This window comes from Dietzia sp. 111N12-1, assembly GCF_001658045.1.
GTDB lineage: Bacteria > Actinomycetota > Actinomycetes > Mycobacteriales > Mycobacteriaceae > Dietzia > Dietzia kunjamensis.
Window position 1 is genome coordinate 24,142 of sequence record NZ_LSSV01000020.1, and the last position, 25,502, is coordinate 49,643.

Consider the following 25,502-nt stretch of genomic DNA (forward strand, 5'->3'; position numbering starts at 1 on the left):
ACCGCAAAGTGGTCTCACGCATCTGCGCGAAATGGACCTCCCGAGGGCGCCACTTTCGGGGTGGGATGGGTCCCATGCCGACCTACCGCCAGTCCCGACGACTCCGCGACGTGCGCTACGACGTGCGTGGCCCGATCCTCACCGAGGCGATGCGCCTCGAGGCCGAGGGACACGACATCCTGCGACTCAACCTGGGCAACATGCACCCCTTCGGGCTCACCGCCCGGCCGGAGCTCGTCGACGCGGTGGCGGCGGGACTCGCCGCCGGGCAGGCCTACTCCGACTCCCGCGGCATCCCCACCGCCCGCGAGGCCGTGGCGGACTACTACCGCCGACACGGGATCGGTGGCGTCTCGCCCGAGAACGTCTTCCTCGGCAACGGCGTGAGCGAACTCATCACGCTGGTCCTGCAGGCCATGGTCGACCCCGGCGACGAGATCCTGGTCCCCGCCCCCGACTACCCGACCTGGACGGGCGCCGTGAACCTCACCGGGGGCGTGCCCGTCCACTACCTCGCCGACGAGTCCGACGGGTGGAACCCGTCGCTCGAGGACATCGAATCCCGGGTCACCCCGCGGACCACCGCCCTGGTGATGATCAACCCCAACAACCCCACAGGCGCGGTGTACAGCGAGGACACCGTCCGGGGGATGGCCGACATCGCGCGCCGCCACGGGCTCGTCCTGCTGTCCGACGAGATCTACGAGAAGGTCCTCTTCGGCGACGCCCGCCACCACCACGCCGCGCGGGCGGCCGGCGAGGACGTGCTGTGCCTGACCTTCGGCGGGCTGTCCAAGGCGTACAGGGTGTGCGGATACCGGGCCGGCTGGGTGGTCGCGACCGGCCCGATCGCCCACGCCGCCGACCTGCTGGAGGGACTGACCCTGCTGTCCAACATGCGGGTCTGCCCCGGCGTCCCCGCACAGCACGCGATCCCCGTCGCCCTGGCCGAGAACTCACCGTGGGGCCACGACGTGGTGGACCCGGACGGCCGGCTCGAACGGCAGCTGGCCCGGACCACCGAGCGCCTCAACGCCATCCCCGGCGTGAGCTGCGTGGCGCCGCGGGGCGCGCTGTACTGCTTCCCGCGTCTCGACCGCGAGATGTTCGGCATCTCCAGCGACGAGCAGTTCGCCCTGGACCTCCTTCGCTCCGAGCACGTGCTGGTCACCCACGGCACCGGCTTCAACTGGCCCGAACCCGACCATTTCCGCATCGTGTGCCTGCCGGAGGCGCCGGTGCTCGACCGGGCGCTCGACGCGATCGCCCGGCACCTCGACCGCCTTCGGCTGGCCGCGGCCTGACCAGCCGCCGCATCGACCCCGTCGACTCCATCGAAAAGACAGTTCCGCACACGTCGCGCGAGAGGCGGGTGTGCGGAACTGTCTTCTCGACGGGCGTGCGCGGGGGATTCCCGCCGTCGCTCAGTTCTGCAGCGCAGGCTTGATGTGGTTCCAACCGGGCGTGATGTAGTCGACGAACGTCTGCCACCCGTGGAGACCCTCGTCGCCGTAGTCCACGCGATGCGCGATGCCGCGGCGGTCGAGTTCGCGGGAGAAGCTCCTGGCCCCCTCGATGACCCCCTTCTCCAGCACCAGGCCCTGCAGCATGGCGAAGTAGTCGTCGCCGTAGTTCCGGAGATCCCCTTCGGACACCGCCGTGCCCCCGGTCGCGAAGTACACCGCGGTGCCCTCGAGACCCTCCGGGTGGGAGATCGTGTCGTGGTACTTCCACAGATCGCTTCCGCGCGGGCCCCACATGTTGGCGGAATCGCCGCCGCGCCCATCCACCGAGCCACGGACCGACTGGTAGCCCAGCTCATCGGTGGTCGAGTAGTAGCCGGAGAGCGCCATGACGCCGTCGTACAGCCCCGGGTACGTGGCCGCTAGATGCATTGCCGCCTGCGCACCCATCGACGCGCCGGCGATACCGTTCTTGCCGTTGTGCTTCGTACCCCGGGTCGCGAGCTCCGCCTCGACGAGGCCGGGCAGCTCCTCGGTGAGGAACGTCTCCCACTTGTTGTAGCCGAAGACCTCGTCCTCGCTCTGCCAATCGGACCAATACGAGGAGGGGCCTCCCGTAGGTGTCACCAGGTGGACGTTCTCCTCGGCCATGCGCGCGGGCATGTTCCCGGCCCGCTTCCAGCCCGAGTTACCTTCGACCGAGTCGACCCCGTCGAGGAGATACAACACGGGCGCCGGACCCTCGTCCGTCACGCGGGACGGGAGCACCTCGAGCACGATCTCGCGCTGCATGGCAGCGGACGTGACGAGCCAGTGCTCGTACTCTCCGTGCTGAGTGATGGCGCGGAGTTCGACCGAGTCGATCGACTCATCGCGCGGTCGCGGTGGGTTGGGGAGTTCCACGTAGGACCCGGTGCCACCGAGCGGGATGTTGGTGGAACCGGCCGACCCGAGCGACCCGAGTGTCGAGCCCAACGGAAGGGACCCGGCCGCCGACCCGATCAGCTCGACCTCCTCGAGTCCCAGGGACGAGGTGTCGATATCGCCGCCGATCTGGGCGGAGGCGGGCGCGGCGAATCCCAGGGACAGGATGGCCGCGAGAGCGGTGGCGGTGGTGCGGTGGCGGATGTTCATCGGGTGCCCTTCATTGCGAATCTGATCAGACGATGCAGAAGCGGCCCTGCGCCCCGGTGAGGGAGGGCGCAGGACCGCTTCTCAGATGATGAATCAGGCTCCGGACGAGCCCAGGGACCCGGCCGAGCCGGAGGAACCGGCTGAGCCGGATGCACCCGGGGTGCCCGTTCCGGGCTCGACGTCTCCGCCGTACAAGGCGGGCTTGATGTAGTCCCATCCGGACTCGAAGTTCTTGAGGAAGTTCGGCCAGTTGTGCAGGCCGGTGTCGGCGAAGTCCACCTTGTGCTCGATCCCGGCACGATCGAGTGCCTTCTCGAAGGCCTTCGAGTTCTCGTACACGCCCATCTCCAGCACCAACCCGATTATCAGGTCCTGGTAGTTGGCACCGTACTGCTTGACGTCATCGGGACCGATCTCGGCGTTGCCGGCCGAGAAGTACACAGCCTTGCCACGCAGGCCCTCCGGGTGCGAGATGGTGTCGTTCTCCGCCCACCGCGCGCTGCGGTGCGGGCCCCACATGTTCTCGACGTCTCCACCGCGAGTCTCAACGGAAAGCCGCACGGTCTGGTACCCGAGGGCGTCCATGGTCGAGTAGAAGCCACTGAAAGACATCACGGCGTCGTAGACATCAGGGTGTGTAGCCGCAAGATGCATGGCCGCCTGAGCGCCCATGGAGATGCCGCCGACGGCTGCCTTGTCATTCGTGTTGAGCCGCTCATCGACGATCGCCGGCAGTTCCTCGGTGAGGAACGTCTCCCACTTGTTGTTGCCCAAGACCGGGTCGATCTCCTCCCAGTCGGTGTAGTACGAGGCGTAGGCACCCGCCGGGTTCACCACGTGAACGTTCTCGTCCTCCATCCGATCAGCGATGTACGCCTGGTGAGCCCAGCCGGTGCTGCTGATCGGCGCACCCACGCCGTCGAGCATGTAGAGGACGGGCGCCTCGCCCGTGCCGCGCGAGGGGACGACCTCGACGGTGATCTCACGCTGCATTGCCTTCGAGGCGATGGTCCAGTACTCGTACGCCTGATCGTTCCCGGCCTTATCGGCGCGGTAGCGCTCGATTCCACGAAACTCCGTCTTGGTGATCGACTCGTCGACCGGAGTGGGCGTGCCGACGGTTTCCGAGGACCCTTCCCCGAGTGGGACGTCGGCCGAGCCGACCGACCCGAGAATCCCTGCGGCCGAGCCGATCGGCACGGAGCCGACGGCGTCGATGATCGCCTCGAAGTCCTCCTGGCCGAGCGCCGACGGGTCGATGAGCGTCGAGGGGTCGATGCTGGCGGTCTGGGCGAAAGCGGGAGTGGCCGACCCGAGGGTCAGGGCGACGGCGAGTGCGCCGGCGGTCGCGGCCGCGGCGCGGCGGAGTCCGAAGGACATGAAGCTCCATATGTTGTGAGTAGTGACTTACGGAGCTTAATCCGTTCTCAGCTGAAATCGTTACTCGCGCCGTGCGAGTCGCTACCCCCGCAGTGCCGCCTCGACCGCCTCGCGCAGGTCCTCGGGCTTCCGGTTGGGTCCGAACCTGTCGATCACGTGGCCGTCGCGGCCCACGAGGAACTTGGTGAAATTCCACTTGATCCGGCCGCCGAGCACCCCGGACTTCTCGGACTTGAGCCACTCATAGAGCGGGTGAGCATCCGAGCCGTTGACCTCGACCTTGGAGAACAGCGGGAACTCCACGCCGAAGTTGCGCTCGCAGAACGCGCCGATCTCCTCGTCGGAGCCCGGCTCCTGGTGCGCGAACTGGTCACACGGGAACCCGAGCACCACGAAGCCCTCGTCGCGAAACTCCTCGTACAGCTTCTGCAACCCCTTGTACTGCGGCGTGAACCCACACTTGCTCGCGGTGTTGACCACCAGGACGACCTGCCCGGCGTAGTCGGACAAGTCCTTCCCGCTCCCGTCGAGCAGGCTCGCCCGGAAATCCGCGAGAGTGGTCTGGTCGTGGCGCATGGGCACTCCTCGTCGTCGTCCCGACCCCGGTCGGCCGGCCCTCGACGCCATTGTGACCGTATTCAGGCGCCGCGTGCGGGCGTACTCTGGCAGACCCGCGCGTGAGAAGTCCGCCCGTGAGTCACGTCATCTACACCGCCTTCGTCTCGCTCGACGGCGTCGTCGAGGCCCCGGGCGGCGAGCCCGGCTACCGCAACACCGGCTGGACGTTCGCCGTCGACTTCGACGAGGACGTCTACTCGATCAAGGCACGCGAGCAGGACGAGGCCGGCGCGATGCTGCTCGGCCGCGTCAGCTACCAGGCGTTCTCCGCCGTGTGGCCGCAGATGGACGACGAGTTCCCCCGCTACAACGCCATGCCCAAGTACGTGGTGTCCACGACGTTGGCCGAGGGTGACCTCGTCGAGGGATGGGGGACGACGACGATCCTGCGCAACCTCGACGAGGTGGCCGCGGTGAAGGAGGCCGAACCGGCGCCGATCCTCGTGCACGGGTCGGCGACGCTGGCCCGGAACCTCTCCGACGCCGGGCTCATCGACCGCTATCACCTGTTGGTGTTCCCGTTCGTCCTCGGCGCCGGCAAGCGCATGTGGAGCGACACCGACAAGCCCCGGCAGAAGCTGGAGTTGGTCGAGAGCCAGGCGTATTCCAATGGTGTGCAGAAGCTGATCTACGACGTCGGCGGATTCGACCCGGGCGTCTGAGATCTAGCGGGCCGCACCGCGGGAGACCTCGGGCATCGTCACCGCCGACACCGCGCCGACCACCCCGAGCACGGCGAGGAAGACCAGCGCCCACTGCACGCCCAGCACCGCGAGTGCCGAGCTGATCCCGCCCACCACCAGCAGGATGATCCCCATGGCCGTGTTGCCCACTGCCACGTAGGTCGTCCGGAGGTTACCCTCGGCCACGTCCACCACGTAGGTCTTGCGGCCGACGCGGACACCGGAGTGCAGCAGCGTGAGCAAGAAGTAGGCGCCGACGAAGACCGTGACCCCGAGGGCGGACCCACCGTCGAAGCCCGGGACCGAGACCGCGAGCACCAACGCGACCGCCACCGCCGACGCGGCCGTGGCCGCACCCGCCATGAGCAGTCGGCTCGACCGGTCGGCCAGCCGCCCGAAGACGCGTCCCCCGATCAGTGACGCCACTCCCGAGGCGAGGATGAACCCGCCCAACCCGGCCAGGGCCCCGGTGCCCGAGGCGACCGACATCGACACGATGAACGGCGGGCTCAGGGACGACACCAGCAGCAGGCCACGAACGGTCACGAACTTGCGGAACGTGGCGTCGTCGCGGAACAGGCGGGCCGCGTCCGCGAACCACGACGTCGACTCCTCCGACGCGCCGCCGGCGGCCGCGCCGTGGTCCTTCGCTCCCCGGCGGGAGCGCCCCTCCCCGGCCGGCTCGACCACGCGGGAGTACGTCGACGCCGAGAGCAACCACAGCACCGCGCCCGCCACCAGCAGGAACGCCAGTTCGGTGCTGCCGAGGTCGCCGCCGCCTAGGATCCGGATGGCCAGGCCGAGCGTGATCGCGACCAACCCCGCCGCCGACGTGGCCAACCCGATGATCTGGCCGCGCTCCCCCGACGGGATGGTGCGGCCCTGCACGTCCTTCGACGCGATCGAACACAGGCAGCGGCCCAGCGAGAACACCACGAGCGCGGCCAGGACGCCGACGCCCGCCGCCGTCCCGTGCCCGAGGGCGGCGATCGCGGCCATCACCGCCACCGATGCCGCCTGCACCAGCGCGCCCGTGACGAACACCCACTTGCGGCGGCGCACCCGCACCACCAGCGGGGTGAGGAACGCCTGCGGCAGCATCGACCCGGACTCCCGGATCGGCACCAGCAGACCGACCAGTGCCGCCGGCACCCCGAGCACGTGGAACAGCCACGGCAGCACGGTCGACGCGTTGACCGTCTGGTCTCCCGAGGACTGCAGCGTGTTGGCGGCCACGAGCCGCAGCCCGTTGCGCGGAAGCTCACGGCGGACGACGTCGGGGAGGTCGCCCTCGGAGTCGGCATCGCGGGTGACGAGGCGAGAATAGAAGCGGTCGGCGGTGGTCACCATTCAAGAGGGTAGCGGCCCGCCGGCCGGGGCATCCGGGCCCCTTCGCGGCCTCGGACAGACGACGACCGGCGCCGGGGGATCACCCCGGCGCCGGTCGTGTGCTCTCTGCGCGCGTCCGCCCGGATCAGGCAAGCGGACGCGCCCGGATCAGGCGAGCGGGCCGCCGCAGTTCGGCCACGCGCCCGGGCCCTGGCCCGCGAGCACGCGCTCACCGATCTGGATCTGCTGCTCGCGCGTGGCCTGATCTGCCGTAGCTGCGAACTCGCCGCCGCCGTACCCGCTCCACGTCTGGGCCGCGAACTGCAGGCCGCCGTAGTAGCCGTTGCCGGTGTTGATGTGCCAGTCGCCACCGGACTCACACTGCGCGACCTGGTCCCACGCGCTCGGCGGGGCCGCGTTCGCCGCCGGAGCGGCCAGTGACGCGCCCCCGGCGGCGATACCGCCGGCCATGATCGCGCCGGTCAGGGTTCGTACGAGCTTCTTCTGCATCTCCGTGACCTCCTGTGGGTCTCGTGTCGTGCGTCGACCTCTTGTCGTGCGTCGATCTCCTGTCGTGGCGGCCGACCCTACGAACCGACCGGCGGGTCCCCGCAACCCCCTCCGCGGGTCCGGGGGCGGGGCCGAGCAGCACACGGGGGCACGGCGGGGACGGATCATTGCTGGTCACCGCACCGGTTCGGCGGAATCGACGCCAGGCGGACCGGTCGCGTGAGAAGGCTCACCTCGTCGTCGTCGACCCGCCGGATGTCCAGGCCCCCCTAGGCTCGTCGACATGACCGAACACCGGGTGGACATCGACGGCCGCACGGTGGCCGTGCACGAGTGCGGAGATCCCGCGGGCGCGCCGCTCATCCACTTCCACGGCACGCCAGGATCGCGGCTCGAGGCGGACTTCGGGGCCGGGCTCGCCGAACGGGCCGGCGTCCGCGTGATCGGATTCGACCGACCCGGGTACGGCCGGTCGGACGCGGGGCCGATCAGCCTGGCCGGCGTCACACGGGATGTAGAGGCGATCGCCGACACCCTGGGCCTCGGGAGGTTCGCGGTGTCGGCGTGGTCTGGGGGCGGGGCGTTCGCGCTGGCCACCGCCGCCGCGTTGCCCGGGCGGGTGCTGCGGGTCGGGGTCTCCGGTGGGCTCGCGCCGTACGAGCGCAGGCCGGGCGCGCGGGAGTCACTTACGCCGAACGACCTCGACGCGCTGTCCCACCTGCCCGACGACCCGGACCGGGCGGCGGAGGTGTTCCGCACCGGCAACTCCGATTTCCTCGACGCGATGCTCTCGGTCCGCGACGACGAGGCGGCGCCCTGGGTCGACTGGATGTTCGCGGCCAGCGACCCGGCCGTGGTCGCGGACCCCGACGCCCGACACGCCCTGTTCGTCAACTTCCGCGAGGCGCTGCGCCGGGGCGCCGACGCGATCGCGTGGGACAACGTGGCGTTCGTGGGGCCCTGGGGTTTCCGGATCGAGGACATCGCCGCGCCGGTGCTGCTCTGGTACGGCGACGACGACGAGATCGCCCCACCCGACCACGGGCGATGGCTCGCCGCGCATCTGGGCTCGGCCCACCTGACGGTCTACGAGGGCGAGGGGCATCTGCTGCCGCTGGCCCACTGGGACGAGATGCTGCGCGCGCTGACCGCGCCGGCGTGAGCTCGCCCGCGTGAGTTCGCCCGCTCGAGTTCGCCCGTGTGAGCTCGCCCGCTCGAGCTGGCGGGAGAGATGGCCGTGCACTCCCGCCGCCCGGCGCACATACTGGCCGCATGAGTGACTACACGAAGGGCGACCACGTCGAGTGGAACTCCGAGGCCGGGATGGTGCGCGGCGTGATCCGCGAGATCCACACCGAGGACGTCGAGTTCAAGGGGCGCATGCGGCGCTGCAGCACGGACGAACCGCAGTACGAGATCGAGAGCGACAAGACCGGCCACCTGGCCATGCACAAGGGCTCGGCGCTACGGAAGATCGACTAGCCGGGGCCGGCGCGCGCGCGGGGGGCCGGCCTCGCGCACAGGCAGGAGCAGCCCGCGCTGCGGCGGGGGCTGCGGCGGGAGCAACCCGCCACGATTGGCACATCCACGTGCGATCCACCGACGGAGGCCCATCGGTGGATCGCACTCGGATAGGTGGATTTCGGCTGTTACGGACGCGGGCCGGCGGTCACGCCCGAGCTCAGCCGGAGACGGCGGAGGCGAGGTTGGACAGCGAATCCCCCATCTGCTGCTCCGACACCAGTGGGAACGACACCTTCTTGAGCACGTCCTTGTCCGTGACCTTGGACCAGTCGTAGGTGTGACGCACCAGCGTGGAGTCCGGGCCCTGCGCCTCGAGCTCCCAGACCCACTCCCAGCCCTTGGGGTCGGTACCGGCGGGCGCGGGCTGCCACGCCAGGATCTTGTCCTTGCCGAATCCGGTCACGTGGTTGTCCATGCGGTACTCACCGCCCATGTGCTCGCCCTCCATGTCCATGGAGAAGACGTCGCCGACCTGCTGGATGCGGTCGGACTTGTAGTCGCCCCGGACGAAGCCCGACCCGTCGAGACGGGCGTGGTTCTCCGGGTTGGAGAGGAACTCGAAAATCTCGGCCGCCGAGTGGTCGATCACGCGCTCGACGGTGATGGCAGTGGAATTACTCATGACCCCACCGTGCACCCCGGGGCAGCGGAACGCATCCGGTCGGTCGTCCGCTCCCAATTCACCGTGGATTCACCCCGATAGCCCTAGCCCGACCGATGCGGGTGCCAGGATGGGATATCGATTCGAAGGTCCTAGATTGGGAGTGGTCGCTGTGTCGAGGTCTGTTGGTCGCCGGGCGGTTCTGGCGTCGGTCGCGGTGTTCGCGGCCGGCGCCCTCGGATTGGCGGGCTGTTCCGAGCCCGCCACCACGGGCTCCGGCGCGACGTCCGACTCCGCGGCCGCGTCCGGGGAGGTCACCCTGTACACCTCGGAACCCCAGGCCAAGATCGACGAGATCATCTCCGCGTTCAACGAGGAGCAGCCGGACATCGAGGTGAAGGTCTTCCGTGCGGGCACCGGCGACCTCAAGGCCCGCATCGAGGCGGAGCGGAGCACCGGCGCGGTGGCCGCCGACATCCTGCTCGCGGCCGACGTCCCGACGTTCGAGCAGTACAAGGACCAGGACCTCTTCCAGGAGTTCGAGCCGAGCGAGGCCGACGCCATCGAGGATGTCGCCGTCGACCCGGACGGGTTCTACGTCGGCACCCGCATCATCCCCACCGTGATCGCCTACAACACAGGCGACGTCACGGACCCGCCCACGTCCTGGGCCGAGCTGGCCGAACCGGAGTACCTCGACCGGATCATCCTGCCCAACCCGGACGTCTCCGGTGCGGCCGCCTTCAACGCAGCGGCGTGGAGCCTGCAGCCCGACCTCGGCGAGGAGTGGATCAACCGGCTCGGCGCCAACAACCCGCAGGTCGCCGAGTCGAACGGCCCCGTCTCCCAGGCCGTCGCCGAGGGATCCAAGCCCGTCGGCATCGTGGTGGACTACCTGGTCCGCGATCTCGCCGCGCAGGGCTCGCCCATCGCCGTGAGCTACCCGAGCGAGGGCGTCCCCTACATCACCCAGCCCGGCGCGGTCTTCGCCGACGCCCCGAACCCCGAGGCCGCCAAGCTCTTCCTCGACTTCATCGTGTCCCAGAAGGGCCAGCAGATCGCGGTCGAGCAGAACTACCTGCCCGTCCGCGACGACGCCGGAACCCCCGAGGGCGCCCCGGCGCTCACCGACATCACGCTGTTCGACCAGGACCTCGAGGTGATCGCCGCCTCCCAGGACGAGGCCGTGGCCGCCTTCAACGCCGCCGTCCGGTAGGTGACGCTCCCCCTCCGGCTGGCACTGTGGGCGTCCCTCGCGGGCGTCATGGTGCTGCCCCTGGCCCTGGTCATCTCCCTGGGGCTGGGGGCGAACCACCTCCCTGAACTCATCGACCAGGGCCTGCTCCGCGCCACCGCCAACAGTCTCGTCAGCTCACTGCTCTCGGCGATCGGGGCGGTCATCATCGGCACGCTGATGGCGTTCCTGCTCGACCGCACCGACCTGCCCGGTCGCGGCGCGCTCCGACTGTTGCTGCTCACCCCGCTGTTCATCCCGCCGTTCATCGGCGCCATCGCGTGGAGCGGCCTGCTCACCGACGGCGGCCTGGTGGACCGGGTGCTGGGATTCTCCCCGTGGAACTTCTACGGCGGGCCCGGGGTGGTCTTCCTCCTCACCCTGCACGCCTACCCGATGGCCTACTTCGTGGTGGCCGCGGCGCTGCGCAGGATCCCCGCCGAACTGGAGGAGGCGAGCCGCCTCTCCGGTGCCCGGCCGTCGCGGACGCAGGTCGACATCACGCTGCCGCTGATCCGCCCGGCCATGGCAGCGGCGTTCACCCTGACCTTCGTCAGCGGGATCGGCGACTTCGGCATCCCCGTCATCGTCGGCCTCCCGGCTGGGTACGAGACGCTCTCCACCATGGTCTACCGGTTCCTCGAGTCGGGTTCCGTGGCCTCACCGCTGCAGACCGTCTCCCAGATCGGGGTGGTGCTGCTCCTGCTCGGCGTCCTGGGCACGCTGCTGGACCGGCAGGTCACCAAGGGGTCCGTGGAGTTCGGCGGCACCGGACGTCCCGCCGACCCCCAGGCCCCCGGCCGTGCGCGCGTCCCGCTCGGGGTGATCGCGTGGGTCGTTAGCGTCGTGGTGACCCTCGCCCCGCTCGTCGGGCTGGCCGTCCGGGCGCTCCTGCCCGCCCCGGGGGTCCCGCTCACCCTCGAGACCGCGACCCTGGACAACTTCCGCCGCGCGCTCACCGCCTCGACCACCATCGACGGCGTGACCAACTCCGTGGTGCTCGCCCTCGGCGCCGCCGTGGTCTGTGGCGTCCTCGGCCTGCTCGTCGCGCTGTTCACCACGCGGTTGGCCGGTCGTGACCGGGAGCCGATGCTCCTGTCGGTGCTGCTCCCGCAGGCCGTGCCGGGCCTCGTGATCGCCACCGGGTGGCTCATCCTCGGCCGCTACACCGGGCTGTTCAACACCCGCTGGGTCATCCTCGGCGCGTACGTCACGGCGTTCACGGCGATCGTCGTCCAGACCGTCCGCGGACCGCTCGCGGGGATCCACTCGTCGATGGAGGAGGCCGCGCGGATCGGCGGGGCGAAGGCGCTGCGCTCCCGCCTCGACACCAGCGTGCGCCTGGCGTTGCCGTCGGTCGGGATCGGCATGATCATGGTCGCGGTGACGGCGGTCCGCGAACTCACGCTCTCGGTCCTGCTCGTCGCGCCCGGCACCCAGACCCTCGGCGTGGTGATCTTCCAGTACCAGCGGGCGGGGGACTACAACGCCTCCTCCGCCCTGTCCGTGGTCCTCATGGTGGTGGGCCTGCTGGTCCTGGCCGCCTTCGGCGCCCGCTACAGCCGACCCGCCACCGGGTCCGAATCCGCACCCAGGAGTATCCGTGCCTGAACTCGTCGCCCACGGCGTCGGCGTCCGCTTCGGCGAGACCGTCGCCCTCGACAACCTCGACGTGCGGGTGGACTCCGGCCGGATCCTCGCGCTCGTGGGGCCGTCCGGGTCCGGCAAGTCCACCTTCCTGCGCGCCATCGCCGGATTCGAACGCCCCTCCGCGGGAACGATCCGGGTCGGCGACAGGACCCTGGTCGGTGACGGCATCCACCTCCCGCCCGAGGAACGGGGTCTCGGTATGGTCTTCCAGCACCACGCCGTGTGGCCGCACCTCAGCGTGGAGGACAACGTCGCCTACCCCCTGCGGCGTGCGAAGGTCCCGGCCGCCCGGCGGCGTCGACTCGTCGCGGAGGCACTCGAGACCGTCGAACTGGGCGACTTCGCCCGTCGTCGCCCCGACACCCTGTCCGGCGGCCAGCGGCAGCGGGTCTCGCTCGCCCGGGCGATCGTCGCGCGGCCGGGGGTGCTGCTCCTCGACGAGGCCCTGTCCGCACTCGACGAACCCCTCCGCGCGTCCCTCCGACTCATGCTCCGCCGGCTGGCCGCCGAGCACGACCTCACGATGGTCCACGTCACCCACGATCGCGGTGAGGCACTGGCGATCGGGGACGAGGTGGCCGTTCTCCACCGGGGCCGGCTGGTGCAGTGCGACGTGCCCGACCAGCTCGACGCCGCGCCGAACAGTGCGTTCGTCGCGGGCTTCCTGCACGACGCCACGCTCGTCGACGGGACCGTCTCCGGTGACGGGTTCCGGTCCGACTCCGGCGGGATGACCCTCCGCCCCGAGGCGCTGACCGGCCCGGCCGGGTCCGTGACGGGCCCGGCGACGCTCGCCCTCCTGCCGGCAGGGCTCGCCCTGAGCACTCCCGGCGCCGGGGTCGAGACCGCGGCCGGATCAGAATTCGGGCCGGGGGTCGGGGCCGGGCCGGGGGTCGGGGCCGGGCCCGACCGGATCGGCGCGGAGTTCGTCACCTCGCTGTACGGCCGTAGCGGTCGGACCGTCATCTGTCGGCACGGGGACATCGAGCTGCGGGTCCTCGTGCCGACGGGCACCGCCGTGCCGACGCGGGTGGGCGAGGCCGTGGGGATCGACGTACGTCGCGGGTTCGTCTACCCCCGCGACTGACACGCGGACCCGGGCCAGGTCAGCGGCCGCGCGCCACGACTCTGCCGATGAGGCGCGTCGAGCCCAGGAAGGGCACGCGGGTGAAGCGCTTGGAGTACCAGAAGAACGTCGCCAGGGCGTCGGGCGTGATCACCACTCGCCGGGCCTCGATGCCACGCACCGATCGCCGCGCGATGATCTCCGACGTCAACCGCGTCCGCGACAGCAGCTTGCGTGCCATCTCGTCCGCCCGCGCGTCCTCACCGGACAGGGAGTCCGCCAACCCGGACCGGAAGAACTGCGGGCAGATCACCGACGTCGACACCCCGCGGGGCCGCAGCTCGGCGTCCAGGGTCTCCCCCAACGCCACCGCCGCGGCCTTGGTCGCGTTGTAGGCGCCCATCTGGGGTGCATGCACGAGCCCGGCGGCGGAGGCGGTGATGACCAGGCAGCCACCCCGACCCAGCTTGGGGGCGAGCGCCCGGCAGCCGCGCACCACCCCGAGCAGGTTGATGTCCACGATCCGCTGCCACGCCTCCATCGAGGTGGAGCCGAGCGCACCGCCGATCGCGATCCCCGCGTTGTTGACGAGGATGTCCAGCGACTCGATCTCCTCCGCGGCGGCCCGCCAGTCGTCATCCGAGGTGACGTCGACCCGGCGGTACGTCCACCGCCCCACCAGTTCCTGCACGGCGGGCGGGGGCTGGGCGTGGACGTCCGTGAGGATCACCTCGTCCCCGAGTGCCAGGTACTCCCTGGCCAGCGCCAACCCCAACCCCGACGCGGCACCGGTGATGAACACCCGCCTGCCACCACCGTCGGCGACCGTCCGCCCGGACCGTTCGGCACTCTTCCGTGGGAGCAATCGGCTCATGCGGTGGCCACCTCGTCGTCGTAGTCGTCTTCGTGATCCCGTGCGTCCTCGACCTGCCCACCGTCGGGGCCGACGCCGGCGGCCCCGGGTCCACGGCGGGCGCCGGTGAGCTCCACGCGGTCCCCGAACGCCATCTCGCGGCGCTGGTCGCCGAAGGCCAGCTCGGGGATCTCCACCAGGAAGTTCTGGACGTAACGCCACGGCCGGGTCGTGCCCTGCTTGGGGAACTTGTGGCCGTCGCGCTGGATGTACCCGGCGTCGAAGTCCAGCAGGAGCTGGTCGGCCGGCCCGGCAGGAAGGCGCGGCGCGTACACCGACTCGCCCGCCTTCCACAGCTTGACCATGTACCGGGAGACCAGGTCCGCGCGCAGTGTCCAGGACGAGTTGATGTAGCCGACCGTGAAGCTGAAGTTGGGCACGCCCGCCAGCATCATGCCGCGGTAGGTCGCCAACCTCGGGACGTCCAGCGCCTCGCCGTCGATACTCAGCGTGCCGCCGCCGAACGCCTCGAGCCGCAGGCCGGTCGCGGAGATGATGACGTCGGCCTCGATCTCCTCGCCCGACCGCAGGCGGATCCCGGCGGGCGTGAACCGGTCGATGTGCCCGGTCACCACCCGTGCGCCACCACGCCGGATCGCACGGAAGATGTCGCCGTCGGGAGCCTTGCATACGCGCTGGTCCCACGGCCGGTACGGCGGGGTGAAGTGCTCGTCGATCTGCTCGGTCGAGATGTAGCGCCTCTGCATGAGCCGCAGCCCCGCCTTGAACAGCCAGGGCAGCCGCTGTGCGATGACGAACTGGGCCGTGTCCCGCGCACCGTGGTTGAGGCGCGCCGCCCGGTAGCTCCACGGAGCGGGCAGCAGTCGGCGCCACACCGCGCTGATGAGGTCCTTCTCCGGCAGCGGGCCGACATAGCTGGGGGTGCGCTGGAGCATGGTCACGTCCGCGCCCAGCTCGGCGAGCGCCGGCACCAGCGTCACGGCCGTCGCGCCCGACCCGATCACCACGAACTTCCGGCCGGTGTAGTCGAGGTCAGCGGGCCACTGCTGGGGGTGGATGATCTCGCCGCGGAAATCCGCCTCGCCGGGGAACTCGGGGCGGAACCCCTCGGCGTGCGAGTAGTAGCCGGAGCCGAAGTGCACGCGCCGCGCCCACACGATGCGTTCGCCGTCATCGGTGACGCAGGTGATCCGGTAGAGCTGGTGATCACTGCGCCAGTCCGCGTCGGCGACCCACGAGCGCAGGTGCAGGCGGTCCAGCGCGCCGGCCTCGCGGGCCGTGTCGCGGAGGTACTCCTTGATCTCCGCGCCGCTGCCGAGGGTCGAGGCGTGTGGCCAGGGCCGGAACGGGAACCCGAAGGTCGCCATGTCCGAGTCCGAGCGGATGCCGGGGTAGCGGAACGTGTGCCACGTGCCCCCCAGGTCGTCATGGGCGTCGTGCATCTCCCATCGCCAGTCGGGGAACGCCTCGTGCACGTGGTGGGCCAGGTCGATGCCGGACAGGCCCGCCCCGACGATCAGCAGGTCCAGCGGGTCTCCGGGCGCTGCGCCCGGGCCGTCCGGACGCTCGGTGGAATTGATCATGACCGGTACGGTATCCGCTGACGGCACCGCAGGCTTGCCGGAATGCGCCAATAAGTTGCTCGATCGCGCCAAGTGCCGCAGGGTGGTCCCATGGCGTTCATCCGATCGGCCGGCCTGCGCGGGGTCCGGCAGGTGGTCACCGAACTCGGCGGCGACCCCGACGACCTGGCCCGCCGGTCCGGGCTCCCCGCCGGCGCGCTCGACAGTGACGAGATCCTGGTGGAGGACCTGTCGATCGCCCTCCTGCTGGAGACCGCTGCCGCGGAGCTCCGGTGCCCCGACCTGGGACTGCGCGTCGCCGGGCACCAGGATCTCGACATGCTCGGCCCGGTCGCCGTGGCCGTGAAGAACGCCCGGACCACCACGCAGGCGCTCGAGGTGACCTCCAAGTACCTGTTCTTCCACTCCCGCTCGATCGAGATCACCGTGGTGCCCGATCCGCGCGACGAGGCCGACATCCTGGGGGTGCGGTTCGGCTACCGGGACCCCGGGCAGCTCATCCCGCCGCAGACGGTGGATCTCGTCCTGCTCTTCCTTCACCGCGCCATGCGCAGTGTGCTCGGCGGGGACTACGGCCTGGTGTCCGTCGACCTGCCCAACCCGCTCAACACCGACGCCGCGCGGTACGAATCGCTCTTCGGCGCGCCGGTCACGCCGTCCTCCCCGGCCGCGGTACTGCGCGTACCGTCCGCCCTCTTGGGCCGCACCATCTCCGGCGGCGACGAGGCGGTCCAGCAGCTCGCCCTGCGGTACCTGGATCAGCACATCCCCGAGGACCGGCGGAGCATGACCGAACGGACGCGCGCGGTCCTGCACCAGTCCCTCGACACCGGCACCTCGTCGCTGCCCCGGGTCGCAAGATTGCTCTCGGTCTCCCCACGCACGCTGCAACGCGGGCTGGCCGGGGAGGGCACGAGTTTCGCGACCCTGCGGGACGAGGTCCGCCGCGACATCGCAGTGCGCCTGCTCACCACGACGGAGATCCCGCTGGCCCAGATCGCCTCGGCGCTGGCCCTCGGCGACGCCACGACGTTCAGCCAGTACGCGAGGCGCTGGTGGGGGATGACCGCACGCGAGTTCAGGCACGGGCACACGACCCCGCCCGGAGTGGGACAATCGCGCACATGAGCGACACCCCCGCGTCCGACCCGTTGGCGATGTTGCGTTCCGGGCGAAGCCTCCCGGACGGCACCTCGATGGACGACCCCATCCGGGAGCAGATCCTCGACGCGGCGTCCGCACAGTTCGAGAGCGTGGGGATCGCCCGGTGCACGATGAACGACATCACCCGGCGGGCCGGGCTGGCGCGGATGACGCTGTACCGGCGCTTCGCCAACAAGCAGGAACTGGTCGAGGCGACGCTGCTGCGCGAAGCCGCCTGGTTCCTCGCCGACCTGCAGCGGGAGATCGACGCCCACGCCACGGTGGAGGACAAGCTCACCGAGGGCTTCGCGTTCACCGTCGAGACGCTCCGCGACCACGACCTGCTCAACCGCCTGCTGGAGACCGAGCCGGAGGCGACCGTCCCGCACTTCACGGTGCAGGGGGCGCCGCTCATCACCGCCGCCGCACACTTCCTGGCCGCCTAGATCTCGCGGACCGTCCCCGACTCCCGCCCCTACGAGGAACTGCTCGTCGGGGCCGAGCTCACGGTTCGCCTCGTCATCTCGTTCGTCCTCACGCCGTCGACCGCCATCGATCTGGACGACCCCGAGGTCTCCCGGGCGTTCGCACGCACCCACCTGGGCCCGCTGCTCGGCGGTGGACTCGCCGAGGGCTGACCCGCACCGCCGTGCAGAGCCCCGCCGCGCAGAGCCCCGCCGCGCAGAGTCTCGCCGCGCGGAGTCTCGCCGCGAGGATCCCCGCCGCGCAGATCTGAACCGAACCTCATGAATGGTTGACGAATCGCCTCTGCGTGTCTAGCGTCAGATACAAATAGATCGCGGATGTCACTCTGTCACCGTCGATCTGCAGTCCACGCTCCCGATCCACGAGTCGGGAACCGGAAGGATGAGCCATGACCGCTGTCGCCCCCTCCCCGTCGGCCACCACCGAGGAGTACGAGGACACGCTCCGGCGCCTGTCGCACGCCTCGGTCCACCGCAGCTTCGACGCCTTCAAGGACATCCCGTGGGACGACCCGGACTTCGCGGTGGACCCCACCGACGAGCGCTGGATCCTGCCCGCCGGGATCGACCCGCTCGGCGGCCACCCGTGGTACCTGGGGCTGCCCCGGGAGAAGCAGATCGCGATCGGCCTGTGGCGTCAGGCCAACATCATGAAGGTCGGCCTGCAGTTCGAGAACATCCTCATCCGCGGGATCATGCAGTACGTCTTCAAGAGCCAGAACGGCGCCGCGGAGTTCCGGTACCTCACCCACGAGGCCACCGAGGAATGCCACCACACCCAGATGTTCCAGCAGGGCGTGAACCGCATCGGCGCCGACGTGCCCGGCATGGCGCGGTGGATCCGGCGGCTGTCCCCGATCATCCCGCTCGCCGCGGGCCCGTTCCCGGTGGCGTTCTTCATCGGCGTCCTGGCCGGTGAGGAACCCATCGACCACACCCAGAAGCAGGTCCTGCGCAACTCGGACACCCTGCCGCCGGTCCTGTCCCGGATCATGGAGATCCACGTGGCCGAGGAGGCCCGGCACATCTCGTTCGCGCACACCTACGTGGCCCGCAACGCCCCGCGGATGTCGCGCAACGAGTCGTTCCTCGTGTCGCTGGCCTTCCCCGTGATCATGCGGGTGCTGTGCGACGCGATCCTCAAGCCCACCAAGGAGTTCCGCGAGACGTTCGACATCCCGGACGAGGTCGTCCGCGAGCTGTACTGGGACAGCCCCGAGTCGCAGCGGTTCCTGTCGGACCTCTTCGGCGACGTCCGCAGGCTCGCCGAGGACTCGGGCCTGATGAACCCGGCCGCGCGGCGGGTGTGGAAGGCCCTGAAGATCGACGGGCGCCCCTCCCGGTACCGCGGCGAGCCGCCCGTGGCGTTCCGCGACTAGGCCGCCGACATGCCCCACGTCGTCACACAGGCCTGCTGCGCGGACGCCTCATGCGTCCACGCCTGCCCGGTCAACTGCATCCACCCGACCCCCGACGAGCCGGACTTCGCCACCGCCGAGATGCTCTACATCGACCCGGTGTCCTGCGTGGACTGCGGGGCGTGCGTGGGGGCGTGCCCGGTCGGGGCGATCGTCCCGCACACCGCGCTGGCCCCCGAGCAGCAGGACTTCCTCGGGATCAACGAGGCACTGACCGGGGACGACCGGCCGAGAAGGCCCCAGGCCCGCGTCCCCACGATCGTCCGCCTCGGCCCCACCCGGACAACCCTGCGGGTCGCGGTCGTGGGAGCCGGCCCCGCCGCGCTGTACGCGGCCGACGACCTCCTCCGCCAGCCCGGCGTGGAGGTGACGGTGTTCGATCGGCTCCCCGTCCCCCACGGGCTCGCCCGGCACGGGGTGGCGCCCGACCACACCAGCACCCGCGCGGTCGCGGACCTGTTCACCGCGATCGAGGAGCAGCCCGGGTTCGGCTACCGGCTCGGCGTGCACGTCGGCGAGGACATCACCGCCGAGGAGTTGGCGGCCCACCACCATGCGGTGGTGTACGCGACCGGGGCCGGCACGGACCGCCCCCTGGACATCCCGGGGGTCGACCTGCCGGGGAGCACGTCGGCCACGCGGGTCGTCGGGTGGTACAACGACCATCCCGACCACGCCGACGCCGACGTCCCGCTGGATCACGAGCGGGCGGTGATCGTCGGCAACGGCAACGTGGCACTGGACGTCGCCCGGATCCTGGCCACCGACCCGGAGCGGCTCGCGGGCACCTCCATCGCCCGCCATTCCCTCGAGGCGCTGCGGGGAAGCCGGGTCCGCGAGGTCGTGGTTCTCGGCCGTCGCGGCCCCGAGCACGCGGCGTTCACCCTGCCCGAGCTGGTCGGTCTCGACGCACGTGAGGACATCGACCTGCGCGTCGACGCCCCCGACGGCATCGACCCGGACGCCGCGACCACCAGACAGGGCCGCCTGAAGCTGGAACTCCTTGCCCGGATCGCCGACCGGCCGAGCCGCGGGACCGCGGAGACGACCCCTCGTCGCCGGATCATCCTGCGTTTCGCGACCGCGCCCGTGGAGGTCGTGGGCACCGCGCGGACCGAGGGCCTGCGGGTCGTGCGCACGGAACCGGTCACCGACCCCGACGGCCGGGTGCGCGCCGTGCCCCGCCCGGGCTCCGAGGAGGCCCTCGCGGCGGGCCTGGTCCTGGGCTCGGTGGGCTACCGCGGCGTGGCGGTGCCCGGGGTGCCGTTCGACCCCGCGTCCGCGACCATCCCCAGCCGCGAGGGCCGCGTCCTCGACGCCGCCGACGGCCGCGAGGTGCCCGGGCTCTACGTGGTCGGGTGGATCAAGCGGGGTCCGCGCGGGTTCATCGGCTCCAACAAGACGTGTGCGCGCGAGACGGTCAACTCCCTGCTCGCCGACGCGAACGAGGGTCGCCTGCCCACTCCGGGCCCGGCCGCGCGGTTCGAGGAGTTGCTCCGGAGCCGCCGTCCGGTCCCGGCGACCGTCTAGCCGTACCGAACCGTCTGGCTGTACCGAACCGTCCAGCTGTACCGCACCGTCTGGGTGTACCGACCCGCTCAGGCGGCCTGGTCGGCCGCGACCTGATCCGCGATGTCCCTCGCGAGCCGCGCCAGCGGGGAGGCACCGTCGACGTCGGCTTCGTACAGAGCGGCGTACCCCGCGTCGCGATAGGTCAGCAGGGTGTCGGTGACGTCGTCGAGCTGACGGAGCAGATGGGGCGACCACCGTCCGGGATGCTCCACGACGTGCAGACGCAGGGCGACCCGGGTGCGGGAGTCGGGGAGGTTCTCGATCAGCTCGTCGTAGACCTGGACGGGCGTCAGGTCCGAGTCCCTCACGGCGCCGCGGAGAAGGTTCGACGGCTGCACGCCGCTCAGCGGATCGCCCGGCACCGACACCCAGTGGGTGCGCTCGGGGATCGGTCCGCGGCGCGGTCCCGCCACGCCCTGCCCGCCCGGATCGGACGTGCCGACGAGCCAGCGGTCGCGCGGCCGGAACGGGTCGGCGATCAACCCCACGGCGGCGACCCGGTCGAGATCCTCCGGGTGGGCGTCCATCCAGTCGTGGATCACCCGGGTGCCGCAGCACGCCCCGATGAGCACGAGGTCGTCGGACGGGTGGAGATGGACGAGGCGGTTGAGGTCGGCCACCCCGGCCGCGGACGCCGATTCCCAGGTGTGCGACCGCCGGAGCCGACCCGACCCGGGCGCCGGCCACTGCACCCGAACGGCCTCCCGGGCGCCTGTCCATTCAACGAGGTCGTCGACGAACCGTCCGAGAATGGCCGAGGGCTGGCGGTACCCGCCGTCGCTGTCCGCGATGAGTAGTCGCATGTGGTGGCCTCCCGCCCGTCTCACGGCCCGGCCGTAAGATTGATGTGACAACCTCATTGTCGTACGAACGGCTGACAAACAGCACCCACGGAAGATAAATGTTTCGTATCAATACGCGCGTACTGCTGGGGGCGGCGCGTCAGGTGCCGCAGTAGGTGACGTGTGGCGCGGCCTCGGGAGGGGCGGGACGTTCATAGCGCTCGTGACCGGCGCGCCGGGTGTAGGGGTCGGTGACGACGACGAGGAGTTCGGACAGCGGCCCCATGTCCCCTGCCGTGGCCGCGTCGAGGGCCTCCTCGACGAGATGATTGCGCGGGATGTAGATCGGGTTGACCCGGTCCATCGATCCCCGGTCGGGTCGACGGGCCCGCCATGTCGTCAACCAGCCCTCCGCGAGCGCTCCGACCAGCTCGCGCACCGGCTGATCATCCCCGTCCGCGGCCGCCCCGAGCGCGCGGAAGAAACCGGTGTAGTCGGCCCGCGTCGCACTGAGCAACCGGGACAGCTCGTCGATGAGGTCGATCGCCTCGGTGTCCCCGACCTCGTCCGACAGGCCGATCTTGGCGCGCATCCCGGCCGTCCACGCCCGCTGGTAGTGCTCCGGGAACGTACCCAGCATCTCGGTGAGGAGCCGGACCGCCTCGTCCTGGTCCGGGTCGACCAGCGGGACGAGGGTCTCGGCGAACCGGGCGAGGTTCCACTGCAGAACCGGCGGCTGGTTGGCGTAGGCGTAGCGGCCACCGGTGTCGATGGAGCTGAAGACCGTGGCCGGGTCGAACTCATCCATGAAGGCGCACGGCCCGTAGTCGATGGTCTCGCCCGAGATGGTGGTGTTGTCCGTGTTCATGACGCCGTGGATGAACCCGAGGAGCATCCAGCGGGCCACGAGCTCCGCCTGGCCGCGGAGCACGGACGCGAACAGCTCCAGGTACGGGTTCTCCGCGTCGGCGGCGTGCGGGTGATGCCGGGCGATGGCGTGGTCGGCCAGCCGACGCAGCAGCTCGTCGTCGTCGACCGATCGCGCGAACTGGAACGTCCCCACCCTCAGGTGGCTCGCGGCGACGCGGGCCAGCACCGCGCCCGGCAGCGGCGACTCGCGGTACACGGTGTTCCCGGTGGCCACCACGGCGAGCGAGCGGGTGGTGGGGACGCCGAGCGCGTGCATCGCCTCGCTGATGACGTACTCGCGGAGCATGGGGCCGACCGCGGCCAGTCCGTCGCCACCGCGGGCGAACGGGGTGCGCCCCGAACCCTTGAGGTGCAGGTCACGGCCATCGGGCAGCTCCCCCATCAGCAGGGCCCGCCCGTCGCCGAGCCGGGGCGAGTACCCGCCGAACTGGTGTCCGGCATAGGCCTGGGCGACCGGCGTGGCCCCGTCCGGCACGTGAGTGCCCGTCAGCACCCGCACGCCCTCCTCGCCACGCAGGTAGTCGGCGTCCAGGCCGAGCTCGTCGACCAGCGCGTCGTTGAGCACGAGCAGCCGCGGCCCGGACGCCTCCGCGGCCTTCCACGGCACACCCAGTTCCGGGAACTCGCTCGCGTACCGGGTTCCGAGAGTGAGGGGACGTGCGGTGTCCGTGGTCATGGCCCCGACGATACGGACGAGCCGCCGGGCGGGTCGGCGCGTGGACCGGGCTCACCGGGTCCGGCCCGGTCCACTCCCGCACCATCGCGTTCGGCGATCCTCTCCAGGAGCCACGAGGCGAGCGTCGCCGTGACCACGCCCAGCAGGGCGATCCCGCCGAACATGAGCCCCACCGCGATCGTGCGTCCCACCGGGGTCACCGGCGAGTAGTCGCCGTACCCCACGGACGTCACCGTCACGGTCGCCCACCACAGGGACTCACCCCATGTCTGGATCGACGCCCCCGGTGCCCCACGTTCCGCGTTCAACACCGCGAGCGAGGACACCACGAGCAGGACCACCGTCCACCCCGCGGCGTAGGTGATCGCCTGACCGCGCACCACTGTGCCCGCCGACCGCCTCATCCCCCCGAGCAGGGTCACCAGCCGGAGCAGTCGCAGCGGTCGCAGGACCGGCAGAGCGATGACCGCGAGGTCGTACCAGTGCCTGAGCAACCACGGTCCGCGACGCTCCGCCAACGCCAACCTGACCACGAAGTCCACGGCGAACTGAACCCAGGTCCCCGCCATCACGATCCGGGTGACCACTCCCACCGGACCCACGGGTTGTCCGACCACCATCACCGCGTAGGCGACCAGGAACGCCAGAGCCGCACCGATCAGGGGCCACTCCGCCAGCTCCTTCCACCGCGTCTCCGTCACCCGTCGATGATCCCCCCGGGCGCGGCGGGGTGGCCTCGGACACGCGTGATGGCCTCAGAAGTACTGCGACCCGCCGTCGATGCTGATGTGCTCGGCGGTGATGAACGTCGACTCGTCGGAGGCCAGGAACGCGACGACGTTCGAGATCTCCTCCGGCTCCGCCCACGTCTGCTCGAGGAACGTCGTGCCCATGAGGTTGAGCGGGGGGTTCGACTCGCCGACCGCCTCCAACGTGCTCACCATGTCTCCACCGCCCATCGGGGTGGCCACGCCGCCGGGGTGGATGCTGTTGACCCGGACATTCTTCGGGCCGAGCTCCGCCGCGAACGCCCGGGTCATCCCGCCGGGTCGTAGGGGACCGGCCCCGGCAGTGGTCCCGCGAGGTCGAGTCCGATGATGTCGGCGCCCTCGGCGGCCAGGCGGACGGCGTGCGTCCTGCCCTGCCCGCGCGCGACCCCCGTGATGAACGCGACCTTGCCCTCGAGTCGTCCCGCCGTGTCTCGTCCCGCCATCACGAACTCCGTCCTCGCTGCAGTCTGCGGCTCACCATAGGGTCGACTGTCCCGAGAAGTGGGCGGATCGGGGACTATTCGCGCGCCCGCCGGATAGGTTCGGGAGGACACCGTAAGCCGCACTTCCGGAACCGAGGTCGTCCAATGTCCGCAAATGCTGTGGGATTCGCCCTTCTCATCCTCGGACTGGCGTTGTTGATCGGGAAGATCATCCGCGTCAAGGTCGGGATCGTGCAGTCCTTGTTCCTCCCCAGCTCCATCGTCGGCGGTGCACTGCTCCTCCTGCTCGGGCCGGAGGTCCTGGGCAGGTTCACCGGACCGTGGGGCGAGAACGGGCTCTTCACCGAACCGATGGTGGAGGTGTGGTCCTCCCTCCCGGGCCTGCTCATCAGCGTCATCTTCGCCACGATGTTCCTCGGCCAGGACCTGCCGCGCCCCTCTCGGGCCGTCAAGCTCGTCGGTCCGCAGCTCTCCCTCGGCGTGGCCCTGGGCTCCGGGCAGTACGTCGTCGGACTGTTGCTGGCCGCCCTGATCCTCGTGCCCCTGCTCGGCGCCTCACCCATGACGGGCGCCCTCATCGAGATCGGCTTCGAGGGCGGTCACGGAACCGCGGCCGGCATGCGGGGTGTGTTCGAGGAACTCGGTTTCACGGTGGGGGCCGACCTCGCCGTCGGCATGGCCACGGTGGGCATCGTCGGTGGCATCGTGCTCGGCATCGCCCTGATCAACTGGGGCGCCCGCACCGGAAGGACCGAGCTCATCAGCGGCAGCGCCAAGATGTCCATCAGCGAGCAGAAGGGCCTGTTCCGCGAGGACGAGTACTACTCGGCGGGCAAGATGACCTCCCGCCCGTCGTCGGTGGAGCCGCTGTCCCTCCACGTCGCGCTGGTGACCCTGGCGATCCTCATCGGTCTGGGGATCCTCGAGGGGCTGCGATGGATCGAGCAGGCCACCTACGCGTCGGTCATGCTCGACGAGAACACCCCGCTGGAGATCTTCGCCTACGTACCGCTGTTCCCCATCGCCCTGCTCGGCGGCGTCATCGTCCAGGTGGTCGCGACCAAGCTGGGCGTGGCACACGTCATCGACCCGCAGATCATGCTGCGGATCCAGGGCTGGGCGCTCGACTTCCTCATCGTCGCGGCGATCGGCACCCTGTCCCTGCAGGCGATCGGCGAGAACATCGGCGCCTTCACGATCCTCGCCGTGGCCGGCATCCTGGTCAACGTCGGCATCTTCCTCTGGCTGGCACCGCGGATCATCGGCCGCTACTGGTTCGAGCGCGGCATCGGAGACTTCGGCCAGTCGATGGGCGTCACCGCCACCGGCCTCATCCTCATGCGCATCGTCGACCCCGATGCCCAGAGCCCCGCGTTCGAGGCGTTCGGCTACAAGCAGCTCGTCTTCGAACCGTTCTTCGGCGGCGGACTCGTCACCGCGATGGCCGTACCGATCATCTTCCTCACCGGCGTCTGGCCGCTGTTCATCACCATGCTGGTCGTCTTCCTGGTCGCCGTCCTGTCCGGACTGCTCTACTTCCGACCCAGGGAGATGAAGGAGCGGGCCGAGTGGAAGAAGGCCTGGAAACCGGAGGACGAATCCGACACCGCCACCGCGAGCTGACCACGGCGACC

At 70.5% G+C, this 25,502-nt stretch carries 23 protein-coding genes and 1 pseudogene; 12 read left to right on the forward strand and 12 right to left on the reverse strand.

Annotated features, from left to right (window positions below):
- The first annotated feature begins 74 nt into the window (after positions 1 to 74).
- Positions 75 to 1,304: a pyridoxal phosphate-dependent aminotransferase gene (locus tag AYO52_RS03025; RefSeq protein ID WP_067713159.1), complete on the forward strand. Its 1,230-nt coding sequence runs from the start codon at positions 75 to 77 to the stop codon at positions 1,302 to 1,304.
- A gap of 120 nt (positions 1,305 to 1,424) precedes the next feature.
- Here AYO52_RS03025 and AYO52_RS03030 read toward each other — a convergent pair whose 3' ends face one another.
- From AYO52_RS03030 to AYO52_RS03040, 3 genes are all read right to left on the reverse strand, one after another.
- Entirely contained in the window at positions 1,425 to 2,597 is a 1,173-nt protein-coding gene (locus tag AYO52_RS03030; RefSeq protein ID WP_067713006.1) for an alpha/beta hydrolase family protein, read from the reverse strand.
- 93 nt (positions 2,598 to 2,690) lie between these two features.
- Positions 2,691 to 3,977: an alpha/beta hydrolase family protein gene (locus AYO52_RS03035; RefSeq protein ID WP_067713009.1), complete on the reverse strand. Its 1,287-nt coding sequence runs from the start codon at positions 3,975 to 3,977 to the stop codon at positions 2,691 to 2,693.
- Positions 3,978 to 4,058: 81 nt separating this feature from the next.
- Complete coding sequence (locus tag AYO52_RS03040) at positions 4,059 to 4,553, reverse strand: glutathione peroxidase (protein WP_067713012.1); 495 nt, start codon at positions 4,551 to 4,553, stop codon at positions 4,059 to 4,061.
- Positions 4,554 to 4,669: 116 nt separating this feature from the next.
- On the opposite strand from AYO52_RS03040, the gene AYO52_RS03045 reads away from it, so the two are divergent.
- Positions 4,670 to 5,257, forward strand: coding sequence for a dihydrofolate reductase family protein (locus tag AYO52_RS03045; RefSeq protein WP_067713014.1), 588 nt, complete (start codon positions 4,670 to 4,672; stop codon positions 5,255 to 5,257).
- Positions 5,258 to 5,260: 3 nt separating this feature from the next.
- On the opposite strand, the gene AYO52_RS03050 is transcribed toward AYO52_RS03045, so the two are convergent.
- Complete coding sequence (locus AYO52_RS03050) at positions 5,261 to 6,628, reverse strand: MFS transporter (RefSeq protein WP_253701821.1); 1,368 nt, start codon at positions 6,626 to 6,628, stop codon at positions 5,261 to 5,263.
- Positions 6,629 to 6,775: 147 nt separating this feature from the next.
- A complete protein-coding gene (locus AYO52_RS03055; RefSeq protein WP_067713017.1) occupies positions 6,776 to 7,117 on the reverse strand; it encodes a transglycosylase family protein in 342 nt (113 codons plus the stop codon).
- 283 nt (positions 7,118 to 7,400) lie between these two features.
- Here AYO52_RS03055 and AYO52_RS03060 point away from each other — a divergent pair, with 283 nt between their 5' ends.
- Positions 7,401 to 8,279 carry an alpha/beta fold hydrolase gene (locus AYO52_RS03060; RefSeq protein ID WP_067713020.1) on the forward strand — a complete coding sequence of 293 codons (879 nt, stop codon included), beginning with the start codon at positions 7,401 to 7,403 and terminating at the stop codon, positions 8,277 to 8,279.
- Positions 8,280 to 8,389: 110 nt separating this feature from the next.
- On the forward strand, positions 8,390 to 8,599 hold the full coding sequence (locus AYO52_RS03065) for a DUF2945 domain-containing protein (protein ID WP_067713023.1): 210 nt from the start codon (positions 8,390 to 8,392) through the stop codon (positions 8,597 to 8,599).
- 199 nt (positions 8,600 to 8,798) lie between these two features.
- Here AYO52_RS03065 and AYO52_RS03070 read toward each other — a convergent pair whose 3' ends face one another.
- Positions 8,799 to 9,263 (reverse strand): SRPBCC family protein, encoded by a 465-nt coding sequence (locus tag AYO52_RS03070; protein ID WP_067713027.1) that lies wholly within the window; start codon positions 9,261 to 9,263, stop codon positions 8,799 to 8,801.
- 151 nt (positions 9,264 to 9,414) lie between these two features.
- Between AYO52_RS03070 and AYO52_RS03075 the strand changes: the two genes are divergently transcribed.
- Genes AYO52_RS03075 through AYO52_RS03085 form a run of 3 tightly spaced genes read left to right on the forward strand, consistent with a single transcriptional unit; the run spans position 9,415 to position 13,213 of the window.
- Positions 9,415 to 10,458, forward strand: a complete 1,044-nt coding sequence (locus AYO52_RS03075; RefSeq protein WP_067713163.1) for an ABC transporter substrate-binding protein — start codon at positions 9,415 to 9,417, stop codon at positions 10,456 to 10,458.
- A gap of 48 nt (positions 10,459 to 10,506) precedes the next feature.
- Entirely contained in the window at positions 10,507 to 12,087 is a 1,581-nt protein-coding gene (locus AYO52_RS03080) for an iron ABC transporter permease (protein ID WP_082923737.1), read from the forward strand.
- Positions 12,080 to 13,213 (forward strand): ABC transporter ATP-binding protein, encoded by a 1,134-nt coding sequence (locus tag AYO52_RS03085; RefSeq protein WP_067713032.1) that lies wholly within the window; start codon positions 12,080 to 12,082, stop codon positions 13,211 to 13,213. The genes AYO52_RS03080 and AYO52_RS03085 overlap by 8 nt, the downstream gene beginning before the upstream one ends.
- Positions 13,214 to 13,232: 19 nt before the next feature.
- On the opposite strand, the gene AYO52_RS03090 is transcribed toward AYO52_RS03085, so the two are convergent.
- Both AYO52_RS03090 and AYO52_RS03095 read right to left on the reverse strand, forming a co-directional pair.
- A complete protein-coding gene (locus AYO52_RS03090; RefSeq protein WP_082923729.1) occupies positions 13,233 to 14,066 on the reverse strand; it encodes an SDR family NAD(P)-dependent oxidoreductase in 834 nt (277 codons plus the stop codon).
- Positions 14,063 to 15,649 (reverse strand): NAD(P)/FAD-dependent oxidoreductase, encoded by a 1,587-nt coding sequence (locus AYO52_RS03095; RefSeq protein WP_067713035.1) that lies wholly within the window; start codon positions 15,647 to 15,649, stop codon positions 14,063 to 14,065. Before AYO52_RS03095 ends, AYO52_RS03090 begins: the two co-directional genes overlap by 4 nt.
- A 90-nt stretch (positions 15,650 to 15,739) precedes the next feature.
- On the opposite strand from AYO52_RS03095, the gene AYO52_RS03100 reads away from it, so the two are divergent.
- The 4 genes from AYO52_RS03100 (at position 15,740) to AYO52_RS03115 (ending at position 20,225) form a co-directional block, all read left to right on the forward strand.
- Entirely contained in the window at positions 15,740 to 16,777 is a 1,038-nt protein-coding gene (locus AYO52_RS03100) for an AraC family transcriptional regulator (protein ID WP_067713037.1), read from the forward strand.
- Positions 16,774 to 17,238 carry a TetR/AcrR family transcriptional regulator gene (locus AYO52_RS03105; RefSeq protein WP_253701823.1) on the forward strand — a complete coding sequence of 155 codons (465 nt, stop codon included), beginning with the start codon at positions 16,774 to 16,776 and terminating at the stop codon, positions 17,236 to 17,238. Before AYO52_RS03100 ends, AYO52_RS03105 begins: the two co-directional genes overlap by 4 nt.
- 428 nt (positions 17,239 to 17,666) lie before the next feature.
- On the forward strand, positions 17,667 to 18,656 hold the full coding sequence (locus tag AYO52_RS03110) for a diiron oxygenase (RefSeq protein WP_067713041.1): 990 nt from the start codon (positions 17,667 to 17,669) through the stop codon (positions 18,654 to 18,656).
- A gap of 9 nt (positions 18,657 to 18,665) precedes the next feature.
- Complete coding sequence (locus AYO52_RS03115) at positions 18,666 to 20,225, forward strand: FAD-dependent oxidoreductase (protein ID WP_082923730.1); 1,560 nt, start codon at positions 18,666 to 18,668, stop codon at positions 20,223 to 20,225.
- Between the two features lie 68 nt (positions 20,226 to 20,293).
- On the opposite strand, the gene AYO52_RS03120 is transcribed toward AYO52_RS03115, so the two are convergent.
- The 4 genes and pseudogenes from AYO52_RS03120 to AYO52_RS17545 all read right to left on the reverse strand — a co-directional run bounded on the left by AYO52_RS03120 (position 20,294) and on the right by AYO52_RS17545 (position 23,868).
- Complete coding sequence (locus AYO52_RS03120) at positions 20,294 to 21,070, reverse strand: hypothetical protein (RefSeq protein WP_067713044.1); 777 nt, start codon at positions 21,068 to 21,070, stop codon at positions 20,294 to 20,296.
- Between the two features lie 139 nt (positions 21,071 to 21,209).
- Positions 21,210 to 22,655, reverse strand: coding sequence for a YdiU family protein (locus AYO52_RS03125; protein WP_067713046.1), 1,446 nt, complete (start codon positions 22,653 to 22,655; stop codon positions 21,210 to 21,212).
- Positions 22,652 to 23,356 (reverse strand): potassium channel family protein, encoded by a 705-nt coding sequence (locus AYO52_RS03130; protein ID WP_253701826.1) that lies wholly within the window; start codon positions 23,354 to 23,356, stop codon positions 22,652 to 22,654. The genes AYO52_RS03125 and AYO52_RS03130 overlap by 4 nt, the downstream gene beginning before the upstream one ends.
- Before the next feature lie 54 nt (positions 23,357 to 23,410).
- A pseudogene (locus AYO52_RS17545) lies at positions 23,411 to 23,868 on the reverse strand (SDR family oxidoreductase).
- Positions 23,869 to 24,012: 144 nt separating this feature from the next.
- On the opposite strand from AYO52_RS17545, the gene AYO52_RS03140 reads away from it, so the two are divergent.
- A complete protein-coding gene (locus tag AYO52_RS03140) occupies positions 24,013 to 25,491 on the forward strand; it encodes a sodium/glutamate symporter (protein ID WP_067713052.1) in 1,479 nt (492 codons plus the stop codon).
- The last annotated feature ends 11 nt before the right edge of the window (positions 25,492 to 25,502 follow it).

Coding starts and splice junctions, on each gene's coding strand:
- AYO52_RS03065 (WP_067713023.1), top strand. CDS start 8,390: ATGAGTGACTACACGAAGGGCGACCACGTCGAGTGGAACTCCGAGGCC.
- AYO52_RS03030 (WP_067713006.1), bottom strand. CDS start 2,597: ATGAACATCCGCCACCGCACCACCGCCACCGCTCTCGCGGCCATCCTG.
- AYO52_RS03035 (WP_067713009.1), bottom strand. CDS start 3,977: ATGTCCTTCGGACTCCGCCGCGCCGCGGCCGCGACCGCCGGCGCACTC.
- AYO52_RS03140 (WP_067713052.1), top strand. CDS start 24,013: ATGTCCGCAAATGCTGTGGGATTCGCCCTTCTCATCCTCGGACTGGCG.
- AYO52_RS03125 (WP_067713046.1), bottom strand. CDS start 22,655: ATGACCACGGACACCGCACGTCCCCTCACTCTCGGAACCCGGTACGCG.
- AYO52_RS03095 (WP_067713035.1), bottom strand. CDS start 15,649: ATGATCAATTCCACCGAGCGTCCGGACGGCCCGGGCGCAGCGCCCGGA.
- AYO52_RS03060 (WP_067713020.1), top strand. CDS start 7,401: ATGACCGAACACCGGGTGGACATCGACGGCCGCACGGTGGCCGTGCAC.
- AYO52_RS03115 (WP_082923730.1), top strand. CDS start 18,666: ATGCCCCACGTCGTCACACAGGCCTGCTGCGCGGACGCCTCATGCGTC.
- AYO52_RS03055 (WP_067713017.1), bottom strand. CDS start 7,117: ATGCAGAAGAAGCTCGTACGAACCCTGACCGGCGCGATCATGGCCGGC.
- AYO52_RS03100 (WP_067713037.1), top strand. CDS start 15,740: ATGGCGTTCATCCGATCGGCCGGCCTGCGCGGGGTCCGGCAGGTGGTC.
- AYO52_RS03025 (WP_067713159.1), top strand. CDS start 75: ATGCCGACCTACCGCCAGTCCCGACGACTCCGCGACGTGCGCTACGAC.
- AYO52_RS03090 (WP_082923729.1), bottom strand. CDS start 14,066: ATGAGCCGATTGCTCCCACGGAAGAGTGCCGAACGGTCCGGGCGGACG.
- AYO52_RS03050 (WP_253701821.1), bottom strand. CDS start 6,628: ATGGTGACCACCGCCGACCGCTTCTATTCTCGCCTCGTCACCCGCGAT.
- AYO52_RS03040 (WP_067713012.1), bottom strand. CDS start 4,553: ATGCGCCACGACCAGACCACTCTCGCGGATTTCCGGGCGAGCCTGCTC.
- AYO52_RS03120 (WP_067713044.1), bottom strand. CDS start 21,070: ATGCGACTACTCATCGCGGACAGCGACGGCGGGTACCGCCAGCCCTCG.
- AYO52_RS03110 (WP_067713041.1), top strand. CDS start 17,667: ATGACCGCTGTCGCCCCCTCCCCGTCGGCCACCACCGAGGAGTACGAG.
- AYO52_RS03105 (WP_253701823.1), top strand. CDS start 16,774: ATGAGCGACACCCCCGCGTCCGACCCGTTGGCGATGTTGCGTTCCGGG.
- AYO52_RS03080 (WP_082923737.1), top strand. CDS start 10,507: ATGGTGCTGCCCCTGGCCCTGGTCATCTCCCTGGGGCTGGGGGCGAAC.
- AYO52_RS03070 (WP_067713027.1), bottom strand. CDS start 9,263: ATGAGTAATTCCACTGCCATCACCGTCGAGCGCGTGATCGACCACTCG.